Genomic DNA, 15249 nt, shown 5'->3' with positions numbered 1-15249 from the left:
GCTCCGGCCCTGGACCCGACCGGAGGGAACGCGCCGCCGGTGCCCAGCGTCCTTCCTGGTGGGGGGAGTTGTCAGTGGGGCGGCGTAGTGTTCCGGTCAGTGGGGGACAGCCGCTTCGAATGCACGGGGGAGCGATGAGGACGAGGGACGCCGGTGCCGCGGCGATCACGTTGACCGACAAGGGCACGGGCCGCCGGGGGGCGCGCGCGGCGCGGCGCGAGGCGCCGGCCGGGCTCGAGCGCACGCGGGGACGGCGCCGGTTCGCCGACGTCACCGACGGCCCGACGCGGCTGGCGCAGGAACTGCGCAACCGGCTGGTGTTCGGGGAGCTGCTCGCCCCGGTGACCTGGGAGGCGGAGGCGATCCTCCTCGACGGCGGCACGGTCGAGATGGGCTCCCGGTACCACTACCGCCCGGTGGACCCCCGCTCCCCGGCGCCGTCGCCCGCGACGCTGCTGCGGTTCGCGGCGGTCACGGAGGAACTGGCGGGCCTGCGCGGCCGGTTCGCCTCGCTGTCCGGCCGGTACGGCACGGAGGTCGCGGCCGAGGCGTCCCGGCAGCTCCTCGCGCTCTTCGAGGAGGGCGCGCGGACCGACGACCGGGCGTACGGGACGGCGGCCGCGCTGATCCGCCCCCTCGCCCTGGCCGCAGGCCGGGGCACGGACTGCGGGCTGGCCCTGGAGCTGCCCGGCCGGCTGCTGGAGCAGGAGTTCGGCCGCGGCGGGGTGCCCCGCTTCGAGGACGTCGACTTCCCGGCCGCGCTCACCCACGAGCCGACCCGCCGCTTCCTGCGCGAGACGGGCCTGCCCGAGGACACGCTCCTGTTCCGCATGGACACCGACGTGCCGCTGCCGACGCTGGTGGAGCACTGCGCGGAGGAGTGGGCGGGCGCGTACCCCCTGGACCTGCTCCCCGCCGGCGCCGACCGGCTGATACGCCTCGGCCGGCTCGACGCGGACGGCAGCGTGCTGGTCGACGGCAGCACGGGCGCCGTCCTGCACTGGAGCGAGTCGAAGGCGTCCCTGGAGCCGCTGCACACGGACGTCTCCACCCTCGCCTTCACCCTGTGGCTGCTCCACCGCGAGCGGGCGCTCGACGCGTACCACCAGCTGGCCGCCCGGATGATCCAGATCCTGTCGGCCTTGGACTGGCACTACTGGACGGAACTGTTCCGTACGACGCGCAGGGTGTGCTCCGAGCTCTGCTGACCGGGGCCGACCGCGGCCGGCGCCCGTATGCTCGAAAAGAGCATGACCTCCCCATCCGATCCCCCGAGCCCCGATCCGGCGGCACCGCGCTCGCCCGACCAGCGCCTGGACCTCGGCCAGCGTCTGGGCGACCTCGACCAGCGCCTGGACACGATCGCGCGCCATCCGTTCCGCGCGAAGTTCCACCTGCGCGGCCGCGACCGCGCCCTCGCCGAGGAGCGCGGGCCCGCCACGATCCGCTGGCACGCCTACGACCTGATCGCCAAGCGCCTGGCCCCGGCCGAGCCGTACAAGGACGGCAAGCAGACGCCGTACCGCGGCCACCCCGTCTTCGTGGCCCAGCACGCGACGGCGACCTGCTGCCGCACCTGCCTCCAGCGCTGGCACCAGATCCCCAAGGGACGGCAGCTGACCCGCGAGGAGCACCTCTACGTGGTCGCGGTGATCTTCCGTTGGATCGAACGGGAGATGACCGCTGAGTAGTACCAATCTGACCCCATTGGGTGGTACTGTTCTGGTATGGCTATGAACCTGCGTCTCCGTGACGACCAGACGGAAGCACTGAAGCTGCGGGCCGAGCAGGAGGGCGCGAGTATGCACGCCATAGTGCTGAGGGCCGTGGACGACTACCTGGCTCGGACGGCTCACGAGGCCCTGGTCCGCAACGCCGCGAAGGAGCAGACCGCCAAGTGGGCGGAGCTGCTGGAGCGGCTCAAGTGACATACATCTATCTGTCGGCCGAGGACGTCCTGGCCATTGCCGAGCATGCCGTCGATGACCAGGACGTCGTCGTGCGCGACGCGGGCCTGTTGGAGTCTGCTGTGCATCGGCCTTCGGCGTCGATGTTCGGGCAGGAGGCCTACACCGACCTGTTCGACAAGGCGGCGGCGCTTCTGCAGTCGCTGGCGATCAACCATCCCCTCGTCGACGGGAACAAGCGCACGGCCTGGGTGTCCTGTGTCGTCTTCCTGGCGATGAACAACGTGCAGCTACGCCCGGACATCGACGCGGCCGAGCGTCTCGTGATCGCAGTGACGACCGGGAGCCTTGAAGAAGTCAAGGCGATCGGCGAGGCGCTGCGCGACCTGACGGAGTAGGCGATGTGAGGTGGGTCCCATCCCCGGGTGACGCCGCCTCGTCCGCGCTTTGACGTGACCGGGCCGCCGGTAGGGTGGCCCGGTTGTCATACGTAGCCGAGCCGACCCCCACCACGGAGACCGTGACTACCACCGCCCCTTCCTCCTCCCACCACCTCTCCCCGGCCTTTCCCGGCCGTGCCCCCTGGGGTACCGCGAGCAGACTGCGGGCCTGGCAGCAAGGGGCGCTGGACAAGTACGTCCAGGAGCAGCCGCGCGACTTCCTCGCGGTCGCCACCCCGGGCGCCGGCAAGACGACCTTCGCACTGACGCTCGCCTCATGGCTGCTGCACCACCACGTCGTGCAGCAGGTGACCGTGGTCGCGCCGACCGAGCACCTGAAGAAGCAGTGGGCGGACGCGGCCGCGCGGATCGGCATCAAGCTGGACCCCGAGTACAGCGCGGGACCGCTCGGCAAGGACTACCAGGGCGTCGCGGTCACCTACGCCGGTGTCGGCGTGCGGCCCATGCTGCACCGCAACCGGGTCGAGCAGCGCAAGACCCTCGTCATCCTGGACGAGATCCACCACGCCGGTGACTCCAAGTCGTGGGGCGAGGCGTGCCTGGAGGCCTTCGAGCCGGCCACCCGGCGGCTCGCGCTCACCGGTACGCCGTTCCGGTCCGACACCAACCCGATCCCCTTCGTGACGTACGAGGAGGGGCAGGACGGCATCCGGCGCTCCGCCGCCGACTACACCTACGGCTACGGCTCCGCCCTCGCGGACGGCGTCGTCCGGCCGGTGATCTTCATGTCCTACAGCGGCAACATGCGCTGGCGCACCAAGGCCGGCGACGAGATCGCCGCCCGGCTCGGCGAGCCGATGACCAAGGACGCCGTCAGCCAGGCCTGGCGCACCGCGCTCGACCCGCGCGGCGAGTGGATGCCGAGCGTGCTGCGCGCCGCCGACCAGCGGCTGACCGAGGTCCGCAAGGCCATCCCGGACGCGGGCGCGCTCGTCATCGCCACCGACCAGGACTCGGCCCGCGCCTACGCCAAGCTGATCCGCGAGATCACCGGCAGCAAGGCCACGCTCGTGCTGTCCGACGACGTCGGCGCCTCGAAGCGGATCGACGAGTTCAGCGCGAGCGAGGACCGCTGGATGGTCGCGGTCCGGATGGTGTCCGAGGGCGTCGACGTCCCCCGCCTCGCGGTGGGCGTGTACGCCACCACCATCTCCACCCCGCTGTTCTTCGCCCAGGCCGTCGGCCGCTTCGTGCGCTCCCGGCGGCGCGGCGAGACCGCCTCCGTGTTCCTGCCGACCGTCCCGGACCTGCTCACCTTCGCAGGCGAGATGGAGGTCGAGCGCGACCACGCCCTCGACAAGCCCAAGAAGGAGGGCGAGGAGGACCCGTACGCCGAGTCCGAGAAGGAGATGGAGGAGGCGAACAAGGAGCAGGACGAGGACACCGGCGAGCAGGAGCAGTTCTCCTTCGAGGCGCTGGAGTCCGACGCCGTCTTCGACCGGGTGCTGTTCAACAGTGCCGAGTTCGGCATGCAGGCCCACCCGGGCAGCGAGGAGGAGCAGGACTACCTCGGCATCCCCGGTCTGCTGGAGCCCGACCAGGTCCAGCTCCTGCTCCAGAAGCGCCAGGCCCGCCAGATCGCGCACAGCCGCAGGAAGCCGGACTCCGAGGCCGACCTGGTCGAACTGCCCGCCGAGCGACGCCCCGTGGTCTCCCACAAGGAGATGATGGAGCTGCGCAAGAAGCTCAACACGATGGTGAGCGCGTACGTCCACCAGAGCGGCAAGCCGCACGGCGTGATCCACACCGAGCTGCGGCGCGTGTGCGGCGGCCCGGCGAGCGCCGAGGCGACGGCGGGCCAGCTGAAGCAGCGGATCGCCAAGATGCAGGAGTGGGCCACCCGGATGCGGTGACGCCCCGCCGGGCGGGCCACGGGCGCGCGCGTACGTATGCGGACGAAGGTAAGCAGTCCTTCCCTCTCCGTGACCGGATTCTGGACGGAGGCTTCCGCTCAGCGAACCGGCTTCGCTACTGTCCGGCTACGCACACGCCCCGTGGCAGCGCCGCCGCGGAGCGCAGCCGTGAAGCGACTGGGTCCGGGGCCGCCGGGCCGTCCTGCCGATCGGCGGCCTCTGTAGCGCGTCGACGACGGGACTCGTGACGCATCCGCCACGGGAGCGCCGCCGGCCTCACGACCGAAGGAGGGGCGTCGTGACCGCGGAGACCTCTCAGACGCTCGACCGGGGACTGCGTGTCCTCAAACTGCTGGCCGACACCGACCACGGCCTGACCGTGACCGAGCTGTCCAAGAAATTGGGCGTGAACCGGACGGTCGTCTACCGGTTGCTCGCCACCCTGGAGCAGCACGCGCTCGTACGCCGTGACCTGGGCGGCCGGGCCCGCGTCGGGCTCGGGGTGCTGCGCCTGGGCCGGCAGGTGCACCCGCTGGTACGGGAGGCCGCGCTGCCCGCGCTGCGGTCGCTGGCCGAGGACCTCGGCGCGACGGCCCACCTCACCCTGGTCGACGGGACCGAGGCGCTGGCCGTGGCAGTGGTCGAGCCGACGTGGACGGACTACCACGTGGCCTACCGCACCGGGTTCCGCCATCCCCTGGACCGGGGCGCCGCGGGCAAGGCGATCCTCGCGGCCCGCCGCTCCGCCCTCGCCGAGCCCGGCTACACCCTCACGCACGGCGAGCTGGAGGCCGGTGCCAGCGGCGCCGCGGCCCCGCTGCTGGGCGTCACCGGCGTGGAGGGCAGCGTCGGCGTGGTGCTGCTGACGGACACCGTGCCGGAGCGGGTCGGACACCGTGTGGTCGAGGCGGCGAAGGAGGTCGCGGAGGCCCTGCGCTGATCCGCCCTGCGCTGACCGGCGGTGCCCTGATCCGTTCTGCGCTGATCCGCGCGCTTCACCGGACCGGCGGTGCGTCGGCCTGGTGGTGCGGTGACCGGCGGCGCGTCCGTCGATCGCCTCCCGAAGCCACTGCCCCCGCCCCGGCCCGCCGGCCCGGCCCTCCCGTCGCGTTAGATTGATCCCGTGTTCTCTCGTCTCACGCGCTCCCGGGCCGTTGCCGTCTGTGCCGTGCCCGTCGTGGCCCTGGTCGCCACGGCGGTGTTCGCGCCGCTGCCGTTCGCGGTGGCGCAGCCGGGGATGACGGCGAACGTACTCGGTGAGAACAAGGGCACGCAGGTGATCACCGTCTCCGGGGCGCCGACCCGGAAGACCAGCGGGCAGCTGCGGATGACGACCATCGAGGCGACCGCACCGGACGCCACCGTGACGTTCGGCGACGTCGTCGGCAGCTGGTTTCGCACGGACCGCGCGGTGCTGCCGTACGACGCGGTCTACCCGACCGGCGACAACCTCAAGGAGATCGAGAAGCACAACGCCGCGCAGATGAAGGGTTCCCAGGACGCGGCGACCGAGGCGGCCCTGAAGCACCTGGACCTGAACGACGACAAGGTCAAGGTCTCGCTGCGGCTGGCCGACGTCGGCGGTCCCAGCGCGGGGCTGCTCTTCTCCCTCGGCATCGTCGACAAGCTGGACGGCGACGGCCGCGGCGGCGATCTCACGGGCGGCCGCAAGGTCGCCGGCACGGGCACCATCGACGCCGCCGGCAAGGTCGGCGTCGTCGGCGGCGTCGGCCTGAAGACGCAGGCCGCGCGGCGCGACGGCGCGACCGTCTTCCTCGTCCCCAAGGGCGAGTGCACCGACGCCAAGTCCAGCCTCCCGGCCGGGCTGCGGCTCATCCCCGTGACCACGCTGGACAGCGCCGTCGACTCCCTCGTCGCCCTGGAACAGGGCAAGGGCTCGATCCCGAGCTGTTAGACGTCGCGCCTAGGGCCTGTCGTTTGGATCATCCCGGCGTCGCGGGGTCTGGCACGCACATCTGCCGCGTTGTCGTCGGTTGCCAACTCCCCCACGCTCGGCTCCGCTCGCGCGGGGGGACCCCCATCGCGTCGACGCCCTCCTCCGCCTTGCAGCTGCACGCACCAGACCCCGCTCGGGTCGGTCGAGAAGTACCGCACCTCACAGCCGGCCTGATCCAAACGACAGACCCTAGACGCTCCTAGACGTCCTCCGCCGCCTGTTCCACCAGCGGGATGATCCGCAGGGGTACGGGGTTCTCCATCACGATCGCCGTGGAGGCGCGGACGATGCCCTCGATGGCGACGACCCGGTCGATGACCCGCTGCAGGTCGGCGTTCGAGCGGGCCACCAGGCGGCACAGCATGTCCCCGGTGCCGGTGGTGGTGTGCAGCTCCAGCACCTCCGGGACGGTCGCCAGATGAGCGCGTACGTCGGGGCCCTGGCCCTGGCGGATCTGGAGCGTGGCGAACGCCGTCACCGGGTAGCCCAGCGCCGCCGGATCGACCTGCGGGCCGAAGCCCCGGATGACCCCGTTCGACTGGAGCCGGTCCAGCCGCGCCTGCGCCGTCCCGCGCGCCACCCCCAGCCGCCGGGACATCTCCAGCACCCCGATCCGCGGCTCCCGCGCCAGCAGCACGATGATGCGCCCGTCCAGATGATCGATCGCCACGCCGGCCTCCCGAGCCTCTTCCCGCGGTGGTCATCCTGTACAGAAAGGCCGCCGATACGGCCGTATGCCTGAGCAGAATGCCCAGCGGGTACGCAAACTATTGCGCACCTTGCCGAGTGGAGTCACGCTGCCGCCATGACGCAGATCACACAGCAGACGTCCGACACGACCGCCCGGCAGGCCGACCCCTTCCCGGTCAAGGGAATGGACGCGGTCGTCTTCGCCGTGGGCAACGCCAAGCAGGCGGCGCACTACTACTCCACCGCCTTCGGCATGAAGCTGGTCGCCTACTCCGGCCCGGAGAACGGCCACCGCGAGACCGCCAGTCACGTGCTGGAGAACGGCTCCGCCCGCTTCGTGCTGACCTCCGTGATCAAGCCCAGCACCCCCTGGGGCGAGTTCCTCGCCCGGCACGTGGCCGAGCACGGCGACGGTGTCGTCGACCTGGCCATCGAGGTCCCGGACGCGCGCGCCGCGTACACCTACGCCGTCGAGCACGGCGCCCGCTCCGTCGCCGAGCCGTACGAGCTGAAGGACGAGCACGGCACGGTCGTCCTCGCCGCCATCGCGACGTACGGCGAGACCCGGCACACCCTCGTCGACCGCTCCGGCTACGACGGCCCGTACCTGCCCGGCTTCGTCGCCGCCGACCCGATCGTCGAGCCGCCCGCCCACCGCACCTTCCAGGCGATCGACCACTGCGTCGGCAACGTCGAGCTCGGCCGGATGAACGAGTGGGTCGGGTTCTACAACAAGGTCATGGGCTTCACGAACATGAAGGAGTTCGTGGGCGACGACATCGCCACCGAGTACAGCGCGCTGATGTCGAAGGTCGTCGCGGACGGCACCCTCAAGGTCAAGTTCCCGATCAACGAGCCCGCCCTCGCCAAGAAGAAGTCCCAGATCGACGAGTACCTGGAGTTCTACGGCGGCGCGGGCGTCCAGCACATCGCGCTCAACACCAACGACATCGTCCGGACCGTACGGACCATGCGCGCCGCCGGTGTCGAGTTCCTCGCCACCCCGGACACCTACTACGACACCCTCGGCGAGTGGGTCGGCGACACCCGCGTCCCCGTCGAGATCCTGCGCGAGCTGAAGATCCTCGCCGACCGCGACGAGGACGGCTACCTGCTGCAGATCTTCACCAAGCCGGTCCAGGACCGGCCGACCGTCTTCTTCGAGATCATCGAGCGGCACGGCTCGATGGGCTTCGGCAAGGGCAACTTCAAGGCCCTGTTCGAGGCGATCGAGCGCGAGCAGGAGCGCCGCGGCAACCTCTGACGCGGCCTGCACGAGTCACGGCCTACCGGATTCCCCCGGCCTGCTGGATTCCCGTCAGGTCGCGGGATTCCCCCGGCCTACTGGATTCCCGTCAGGTCGTCCGGTACCGGCTCGTCCGGCGGGTCCCCGAGTTCCGCGAGTGCCTGCCGCGCCTCGGGGGCCCGCAGCGGGGAGAAGTACGGGTTGACGCGCAGCGCGTCCTGCAGGAACCGGCGGGCCACCGGGCCGTCGTCCAACTCCCGCTCGATGACGCCCCGGTGGTAGGAGTACAGGGCGCTGCGCACCCCGCCGCCCTTCGTCTTGTCCGTGGCGATCGCGGCGTAGTGCAGGGCGCCCTCCGGGTCCCCGGCCCGGTACAGCGCCCAGCCCAGCGCGTCGGCCACCTCGATCCCCGGCTGGCGCTCCCACTCGGCCCGCAGCCGGTCCACCGCGTCCTGCGGGTCGCCGTGGTCCGCCTCGTACTGCCCGGCCACCAGCTCGCCGTCGACCCCGTCCGAGGTGTTCCGCTCCACCGTCGCCAGCAGCAGGTCGTACTGCGCCTGCGCCTGCTCCCGCATGCCCTGGGACTCGTACAACTCGCCCAGTTCCAGGGCGTACTGGGGAGCGGGGTGCCCGGCCAGCGCCGCGCGGTAGGCCTTCACCGCCTCCGCCGTGCGGCCCAGGGCGGCCAGCGCGCGGCCGCGCCCCGCCATCGCGGCCCGCTGGTCCGGATCGAGGCGCAGGGCCGCCTCGTAATGCCGCAGCGCGTCATGCCGGTCGCCGCGCTCCCATGCGAGCTGCCCGGCTTGCTCCAGATACGCGGCCTGCTCGGCCGGCGTCCGCGCGCCCGCCGCCGCGTCCGCGACCTGCGCCTGCGCGTCCTCGCGCCAGCCGCGGTCCCGGTAGACGGCCGCGGCCCGCGCCATCACGGCGGGCTTCGCCTCGGCGCCGACGCGCAGCTTCATCAGGTCGTCCAGCGTGCCGCGGGCCGACTCGTAGTCGCCGAGCCCGGTGTACGCGTCGATCAGCAGCGGGTACGCCGTCCAGCGCTTGGGGGAGAGCTCCAGCGCCTGCTCGCCGCGGCTCCTGGCCTCGTCGAAGTCCCGCCGCGCGTTCGCCAGCGCCGCCAGCCCCTCCAGCGCGGGCGCGCTCCGGGCGTCCTCCTCGCCGCGCACCTCCAGCGCCGTCTTCAGCGCCTGCTCGGCCTTCGGGTAGTCGGCGGCGTCGGCGCTGCGCCGCCCCCGCTCGGCGTACGCCGTGCCGAGGACCGTCCACGCCTGCGCGTCCTGCGGATGGGCGCGCAGATGGCGCTCGCGGTCCGCGATCAGCCCGGTCAGGCCGGGCAGCGCGGCGGGCATCCCGGCGGTGACCGTCGTCAGCGTCTGCGGCTTGGGGCCGGGCGCGGGCAGTCCGGCCCGCGGCGGCGCGGGTGGCGCGGACGGCACCAGCGAGAGCAGGCCGCCGAACACGGCGGCGCCCGCGACACCGGCCGCGAGCGAGGCGAGCAGGACGCGCCGCAGCGCGCGCGGGCGGGACGGCGGCGCAGGAGCCACCAGGGACGTGCCCGGACCGGACTGTTCGTTCTCCATGGTGCTCACTGTGCGTCAATACGATGATCACATTCCGGCAGGGAAGGCGCGCCCTCGACGGGGTTCACACCGATGGCCCCGAGTGCAAAGCTGTGATCATGAGCCGCAGCGAAGTCCGCACCGCTGAAGACACCGCAGACACCGCAGACACCGCAGACACCGCAGACACGGAAGCCCTGGGCGATCCGGGCATCCTGACCGACCGGCTCCTCGCCGGTCTCCCGGCCGAGGCCGTTCTCACCGACCCCGACGTCACGACCTCCTACGCCAACGACATGGCGAGCTTCTGCCCGGCCGGCGTCCCGGCCGTGGTCGTCCTGCCGCGCACGGTCGAACAGGTGCAGCACGTCATGCGCACCGCCACCGAGCTGCGCGTCCCGGTCGTCCCGCAGGGCGCCCGCACCGGCCTGTCCGGCGGCGCCAACGCCTGCGACGGCTGCATCGTGCTGTCCCTCACCAAGATGGACCGCATCCTGGAGATCAACCCGGTCGACCGCATCGCGGTCGTCGAGCCCGGCGTCGTCAACGCCGCCCTCTCCCGGGCGGTCGAGGAACACGGCCTGTGCTACCCGCCCGACCCCTCCAGCTGGGAGATGTGCACCATCGGCGGCAACATCGGCACCGCCTCGGGCGGGCTGTGCTGCGTGAAGTACGGGGTGACGGCCGAGTACGTGCTCGGACTGGACGTGGTGCTGGCCGACGGACGGCTCATGACCACCGGCCGCCGCACGGCGAAGGGCGTCGCCGGCTACGACCTGACGCGCCTGTTCGTCGGCTCCGAGGGCTCGCTCGGGATCGTCGTACGCGCCGTCCTCGCCCTGAAGCCCAAGCCGCCCGAGCAGCTCGTGCTGGCGGCCGAGTTCGCCTCCGCCGCCGAGGCCTGCGACGCGGTGTGCCGGATCATGGCGGGCGGCCATGTGCCGTCCCTGCTCGAACTCATGGACCGTACGACGGTGAAAGCGGTCAACGACATGGCCCACATGGGCCTGCCCGAGACCACCGAGGCCCTGCTCCTCGCCGCCTTCGACACCCTCGACCCGGCCGCCGACCTCGCCGCCGTCGGCGCGCTGTGCGAGGCCGCGGGCGCCACCCAGGTGGTCCCCGCCGACGACGCCGCCGAGTCCGAACTCCTCCTCCAGGCGCGCCGGTTGTCCCTCACCGCCCTCGAGGCGGTCAAGGGCACCACGATGATCGACGACGTGTGCGTGCCCCGCTCCCAGCTCGGCCCGCTCTTCGAGGGCATCGAGCGGATCGCCGAGAAGTACCGGCTGACCATCGGGGTGTGCGCCCACGCCGGCGACGGCAACACGCACCCCACCGTCTGCTTCGACGCGGCGGACCCCGACGAGTCCCGCCGGGCCCGCGAGTCCTTCGACGAGATCATGGCCCTCGGCCTGCAGCTCGGCGGCACCATCACCGGCGAACACGGCGTGGGCGTCCTGAAGATGGAGTGGCTGGCCCGGGAGATCGGCCCGGTCGGCATGGAGATGCAGCGAGCCGTCAAGCACGCCTTCGACCCCCTGGGCATCCTCAACCCGGGCAAGCTGTTCTGACGGATCGCCTACCGGCTGAGCACCCCGCCGTATCCGCTCGCCCCCTTCAGCCCGAGGGAGTCCGGGGTCAGCGCACGCGCTCCGGCCGCCGTCGCCGCGGCCGGGGCGGGTACGTACCAGACGCCGCCGGTGGCGGAGTTCTCGCCGGGTGCGCCGGCCGCGAGGTCGGCCCGGCCGTCGCCGTCGAAGTCGGCGAGCGTCACGGCGGCGCCGAAGCGGTCGCCGCGCTCCGCCACGCCCGGCATGCCCGCCGTGTCCTGGTGGAAGGCGTAGGCCCCGGCGCTGCCGTCCGGGCCGTCGGCGCCACCGAGGACGACGGTCACCGAGCCCGCCCCGGCGAGGCTCCCGATCGCCTCCGCGTCGTTGCCGACCGCCAGGTCCGGATAGCCGTCGCGGTCGACGTCGCCCACGGCGAGCGAGGCGCCGAAGTCGTCGGCGGCCTCACCGGTGCCGGGCACCCCGGCGGTGTTCTGGCTGACGCAGAAGAAGCCGCCCCCGAGGCCGGAGCCGGGGCCGCCCGTCTCGACGCGCAGCGTCCCGCCCGGCACGACGACCGGGCAGTAGTCCTCGTCCGCCTCGGGGTTGGCGAGCACCCGGCCGAGCACGAGGTCGTCGGCGCCGTCCCGCGAGAAGTCGGCCGCGGCGAGCGAGTCCGCGTAGTCACTGGTGCGCCACTGCTCGACCGGCTTGCCCTGCTTCCAGGTGTAGACGTACGTCCCCTTCAGCTCCTTGCCGCGGAACGTGACCGCCAGCTCGTCGCTTCCGTCGCCGTCGAAGTCGCCGGTGGCGACGGCCTTGGGGGTCGCGAAGTACCAGTCGTGGACGAGCTCGGGCGCGGCGCCGGCCGGGCCGACCGGGCCCGGCTGCCGGAGCAGGAGACCGTCGTCCTCCTCCCGAGCTGAGTACACCAGGTCCCGGTCGCCGTCATGGTCGTAGTCGCCCACCGCGAGCACGGAGCCGAGCCGGGCGGACCGGTCGGCGCCGCGGGCGGCGGTGAACGCGGCGCCGAAACCGGTGGGGGAGCCGAGCAGCACGGTGACGGTGCCCTGGTGGTCGGTGGCGTCGGCGGTGAGCGACTCGCCCGGCGCGGAGACGACCAGGTCCGCGTAGCCGTCGCCGTTCAGGTCGTCCGCCACCACGGCGGCGCCGAACCCGTCGCCGGCCTCCGGGGTACCGGGCACCCCGGCCGTCGACTGGCTGACGACGGTGGATCTCGCGGGCCCGCCCGCGCCGCCCCAGACCACGTTCACGTACCCGGCCCCGGCATGGCCGCCGGCGGACGCCTTCGGCACACCGACGGCCAGGTCCGCGTGACCGTCGCCGTTGAAGTCCCCCTTCAGTCCCGCGGGCGCGGCCGAGGCGGGGCCCGCGGTCAGCCCGGTGACGGCGAGGACGGCGGCCGCGCAGAAGACGGCTGCCGACATGGTCCGAGTACGCATAGGAGCCTCCGAGGTCCCTGGAAGACAAGACGGTCGACCGGTCTCCGGAGTGGGACCCACGAGGTGGCGGGAAGGTTGCCTACCGGGGTCACCGGGCGAGCAGCTGCTCGAGGGCGTCGTCGATGCCGAGCTGCTCGCCCTCAGACCCCGGGGGCACCACCCGCAGCGTCCGCTCCAGCCAGGCCGACACCTGGGCGGACGGCGCCTGCAGCAGGGCGTCGCCGTCGGGCGAACTCAGCGCCATCAGTACGACGCTGCGCCCCTCCGACTTGGTCGGCCACACCCGTACGTCCCCCTGACCGCACGGCCGGAACACCCCCTCCACGAGAAGCTCGCGCGCGAACGTCCAGTGGACCGGGTGCTCGGAGGTGATGTGGAAGCTGATGTGGATGGCGTAGGGGTCGTCGGCGCGGTAGCTGAGCCGGGCCGGCACGGGGACGCTGCGTTCCGGCGACAGGATGAGCCGGAGCTCCAGCTCGCGCTCCACCACGGTGTAGTGCATGTCGTCCGTTTCCTCTCTCGGGCATGTGTACGGGGCCCTTCGGGTGGGCCCGTACGAACTGAGAGGGCGCGGAGCCGGAAGCATTACGCGGGTTCGGAGAATTTTTTTCGGCAGCCGTGAAGCCCGTGCGTGGTGTTGCCCGGAAAGGGGTGGGTGCGGCGGGACTTTGCGGTGGCGGAGGCGCGGGTCTGATAGATGTGGAGCCCTCTACAGGACCCCCGAGCAGATACGGGACGACGGACATGAGCGGCCCCACCCCGGCCCACGGCGAGGACACGCCTCGCGAAGGGTATTACCCGGACCCGTCCATTCCTGGATATGTCCGGTACTGGAACGGCGCCTCGTGGGTACCGGGCACCAGCCGGCCGGCCCCGCAGGACGGTGAATCGCTCGCGCCCCCGCCCGGTGTGCGCTCGGCGGCTCCCGCCGTCGAGGAGACCGGCCCGCACTTCTTCGACGAGGACCCGGCATCGGTCGGCCAGGAACCCGAACCCTCTGATCAGGAGCCGGCGTCCGCGTGGGGCGCCGACCCGGCCCGGCAGTCCGGCTTCGCCGGCGAGCAGGACCGCCGGGTCTCCTGGGGCTCCGAGCCGCACGCGGCGTCCGACGCCCCGGGCGGCCCCGACGCGGCGGCGCGGGCACCGCAGGCCGCCCCGGCCGACGACGTTGCGGACGGCACGATGATGTTCCGCCGGGTGCCGGGCGGATCGGACCAGGCCGCCGCCGGCCCGGCCGCCGGAAATCCGGCCGCCGGGGACGAGGGCACCATGATGTTCCGCGCCGTCCAGCGGCGCCCGGGCCGGCCGCAGGCTCCGCAGGGCGACGCGGCGGGGCTCGGTGTGCAGGGACCCGTGGGCGCGGGCGGCCCGGCCCCCGCCCCCGGTGCCGGTCCGGCGCCCGCGGCCTACGCCGAGGGACAGCCGCAGCCCGGGCCCGCCGCCCCCCAGGTCGCCCAGGCCCCCTCCATCCCGCAGCAGGCGAACGCGCCGATGAGTAGCGGTCCCGGCGGCGGCCAGGCCTCCTGGGCCCAGCAGGTCCACCGGCTCGCGGGGGCCGGCGCCGATCAGCCCGTGGCACCGTGGAAGCCGCCGGTCGAGGACATCTTCCAGGCGGCCGCGAGGCGCCAGGCGGCGGCCCGGCCCGCCGCACTCGGCAAGCGGCTGGCGGCCCGGCTGATCGACTCCGTGGTCATCGGCGGCGTCACCGCCGTGGCCGCCGTACCGCTCGGCATCGAGGCGGCCGACCACGTCCAGGCGAAGATCGACGCGGCCAAGCTCTCCGGCCGGACCGTCACCGTCTGGCTGCTCGACGGCACGACCAGCGCCTACCTCGGCATCGTCCTCGGCCTCCTGCTCGTCGTCGGTGTCCTCTACGAGGTGCTGCCCACCGCCAAGTGGGGTCGCACCCTGGGCAAGAAGGTGTGCGGCCTTCAGGTACGGGACATCGAGGGCCACGAGCCCCCGGACTTCGGCCCGTCCCTGATCCGCTGGCTGGTCCAGACCCTGCCCACCCTGCTCGGCATCGGCATCCTCGGCCTCGCCTGGTGCCTGTTCGACCGCCCCTGGCACCAGTGCTGGCACGACAAGGCGTCCCACACCTTCGTAGCGGGCTGAGCACACCGGTGGTGCGCACCCGGTCGTGCGCACTCGGTCGTGCGCAGCCGGTCGTCGGTGGCGGCCGCGCCGTGCGCGTCGAGTTTGGCGCCGGAGCCAGCCAACTAAGCCGTGGCGGGCGCGCGCCGATGCCACGACGACGGCGCCCCCGCCACGCGCTGCACGCGTGACGGCGCCCCCGCCACGCGCTGCACGCGCGCGCGTGGGTTCCGGCGTACGGCCCAGCGTGAGGCCGTACGCCGGGCCGCCGTCGCGGGCTGAGCGCGCCCGTGGGTGTGCAGCCGTCGTCGGTGCGGCCGCGCCGCTGTCGGGGACGACGGTGCCCGTCGGCAGCCGTGAGCCGTGGTCGGCGACGACCGCGCCCTCCTCCACGCGCTCCACGCGCGCGTGGGTCCCGGCGTACGGCACAGGGGGTACGGCACCGGCGTACGGCCCAGCGTGA

At 72.9% G+C, this 15249-nt stretch carries 14 protein-coding genes; 10 read left to right on the top strand and 4 right to left on the bottom strand.

Going from position 1 to position 15249, the window contains the following annotated elements:
- Nucleotides 1-134: 134 nt before the first annotated feature.
- The 7 genes from QFZ74_RS12095 (at nt 135) to QFZ74_RS12065 (ending at nt 6136) form a co-directional block, all read left to right on the top strand.
- Nucleotides 135-1208 carry an SUKH-4 family immunity protein gene (locus tag QFZ74_RS12095; RefSeq protein WP_307620816.1) on the top strand — a complete coding sequence of 358 codons (1074 nt, stop codon included), beginning with the start codon at nt 135-137 and terminating at the stop codon, nt 1206-1208.
- 42 nt (nt 1209-1250) lie between these two features.
- Nucleotides 1251-1691, top strand: coding sequence for a DUF4186 domain-containing protein (locus QFZ74_RS12090; RefSeq protein ID WP_307620815.1), 441 nt, complete (start codon nt 1251-1253; stop codon nt 1689-1691).
- Between the two features lie 36 nt (nt 1692-1727).
- Entirely contained in the window at nt 1728-1928 is a 201-nt protein-coding gene (locus QFZ74_RS12085; protein WP_307620814.1) for a CopG family transcriptional regulator, read from the top strand.
- On the top strand, nt 1925-2305 hold the full coding sequence (locus QFZ74_RS12080; protein WP_307620813.1) for a type II toxin-antitoxin system death-on-curing family toxin: 381 nt from the start codon (nt 1925-1927) through the stop codon (nt 2303-2305). The genes QFZ74_RS12085 and QFZ74_RS12080 overlap by 4 nt, the downstream gene beginning before the upstream one ends.
- Nucleotides 2306-2427: 122 nt before the next feature.
- Nucleotides 2428-4221, top strand: coding sequence for a DEAD/DEAH box helicase (locus QFZ74_RS12075; protein WP_307620812.1), 1794 nt, complete (start codon nt 2428-2430; stop codon nt 4219-4221).
- 298 nt (nt 4222-4519) lie between these two features.
- The gene (locus QFZ74_RS12070; protein WP_307620811.1) at nt 4520-5161 is read left to right on the top strand and encodes an IclR family transcriptional regulator; all 642 of its coding nucleotides are present in this window, start codon (nt 4520-4522) and stop codon (nt 5159-5161) included.
- Nucleotides 5162-5344: 183 nt separating this feature from the next.
- The gene (locus QFZ74_RS12065) at nt 5345-6136 is read left to right on the top strand and encodes a S16 family serine protease (protein WP_307620810.1); all 792 of its coding nucleotides are present in this window, start codon (nt 5345-5347) and stop codon (nt 6134-6136) included.
- A 241-nt stretch (nt 6137-6377) separates the two neighbouring features.
- Here the strand turns inward: QFZ74_RS12065 and QFZ74_RS12060 are convergent, their stop codons facing one another.
- The gene (locus QFZ74_RS12060; RefSeq protein ID WP_307620809.1) at nt 6378-6848 is read right to left on the bottom strand and encodes an Lrp/AsnC family transcriptional regulator; all 471 of its coding nucleotides are present in this window, start codon (nt 6846-6848) and stop codon (nt 6378-6380) included.
- Between the two features lie 135 nt (nt 6849-6983).
- Between QFZ74_RS12060 and hppD the strand changes: the two genes are divergently transcribed.
- Entirely contained in the window at nt 6984-8132 is a 1149-nt protein-coding gene (gene hppD / locus QFZ74_RS12055) for a 4-hydroxyphenylpyruvate dioxygenase (protein WP_307620808.1), read from the top strand.
- A gap of 77 nt (nt 8133-8209) precedes the next feature.
- On the opposite strand, the gene QFZ74_RS12050 is transcribed toward hppD, so the two are convergent.
- Nucleotides 8210-9700, bottom strand: coding sequence for a lipopolysaccharide assembly protein LapB (locus QFZ74_RS12050; protein ID WP_307620807.1), 1491 nt, complete (start codon nt 9698-9700; stop codon nt 8210-8212).
- 92 nt (nt 9701-9792) lie between these two features.
- Here QFZ74_RS12050 and QFZ74_RS12045 point away from each other — a divergent pair, with 92 nt between their 5' ends.
- On the top strand, nt 9793-11253 hold the full coding sequence (locus QFZ74_RS12045; protein WP_373462374.1) for an FAD-binding oxidoreductase: 1461 nt from the start codon (nt 9793-9795) through the stop codon (nt 11251-11253).
- 8 nt (nt 11254-11261) lie between these two features.
- On the opposite strand, the gene QFZ74_RS12040 is transcribed toward QFZ74_RS12045, so the two are convergent.
- Nucleotides 11262-12677, bottom strand: a complete 1416-nt coding sequence (locus QFZ74_RS12040; protein ID WP_307620805.1) for an FG-GAP and VCBS repeat-containing protein — start codon at nt 12675-12677, stop codon at nt 11262-11264.
- A gap of 103 nt (nt 12678-12780) precedes the next feature.
- Nucleotides 12781-13194 (bottom strand): SsgA family sporulation/cell division regulator, encoded by a 414-nt coding sequence (locus QFZ74_RS12035; RefSeq protein ID WP_307620804.1) that lies wholly within the window; start codon nt 13192-13194, stop codon nt 12781-12783.
- 242 nt (nt 13195-13436) lie between these two features.
- On the opposite strand from QFZ74_RS12035, the gene QFZ74_RS12030 reads away from it, so the two are divergent.
- Nucleotides 13437-14807: an RDD family protein gene (locus QFZ74_RS12030; RefSeq protein ID WP_307620803.1), complete on the top strand. Its 1371-nt coding sequence runs from the start codon at nt 13437-13439 to the stop codon at nt 14805-14807.
- Nucleotides 14808-15249: the final 442 nt, after the last annotated feature.

Origin of the sequence: Streptomyces sp. V3I7, from assembly GCF_030817495.1 — a bacterium.
Classification (GTDB): Bacteria; Actinomycetota; Actinomycetes; order Streptomycetales; family Streptomycetaceae; genus Streptomyces.
The sequence above is the reverse complement of the archived record's forward strand: the minus strand, read 5'-3'. Positions and strand labels throughout refer to the sequence as shown.